This is a genomic window from Bradyrhizobium valentinum (genome assembly GCF_001440405.1).
In the GTDB taxonomy this organism is placed as follows: domain Bacteria; phylum Pseudomonadota; class Alphaproteobacteria; order Rhizobiales; family Xanthobacteraceae; genus Bradyrhizobium; species Bradyrhizobium valentinum.
This window is the reverse complement of record NZ_LLXX01000190.1, coordinates 1-417: the sequence shown is the minus strand read 5'-3', so window position 1 is coordinate 417 and position 417 is coordinate 1. Positions and strand designations below refer to the sequence as shown.

Below are 417 nucleotides of genomic sequence, written 5' to 3'. Positions count from 1 at the left end.
GACGCCACCGACGCCGCTGTCAGCTACGCCAAGGATGCTTATGAAAGCAGCGGCGACACCGTTCGCAGCGGCCAGCAGGCGGTGGCGAAAACCGTGCAGGAAAATCCACTCGGCGCGCTGCTGGTTGCAGCCGGAATTGGATTTGCGCTTGCGCTGTTGATGACGCGCCCGCCGCGCCGCCCGCCGCCACGGTGGCGCTATTACGGGTGAGGGCAGTCTCATTGGTTCGTCCGGCGATGCGCTGCATCGTCCGAAAGATGCGCGAGACTAGCTTCTCACCGTGAGCGGTCAAAAATCATCGTGTGAAATTGCCAGGCGGGACTTCGGCCGATCGTCCGACGTTACCCGGCGGGCGCGGCGCGCCTGGCGGCGGCGCAAACGGTCCACGCGGCGGTGCAGCCGCAGGCGGGGCGGGCG

At 67.1% G+C, this 417-nt stretch carries 1 pseudogene; it reads left to right on the top strand.

The window, feature by feature from the left end:
- Positions 1-210, top strand: a pseudogene (locus CP49_RS48210) (CsbD family protein); the annotation flags it as partial.
- Positions 211-417: the final 207 nt, after the last annotated feature.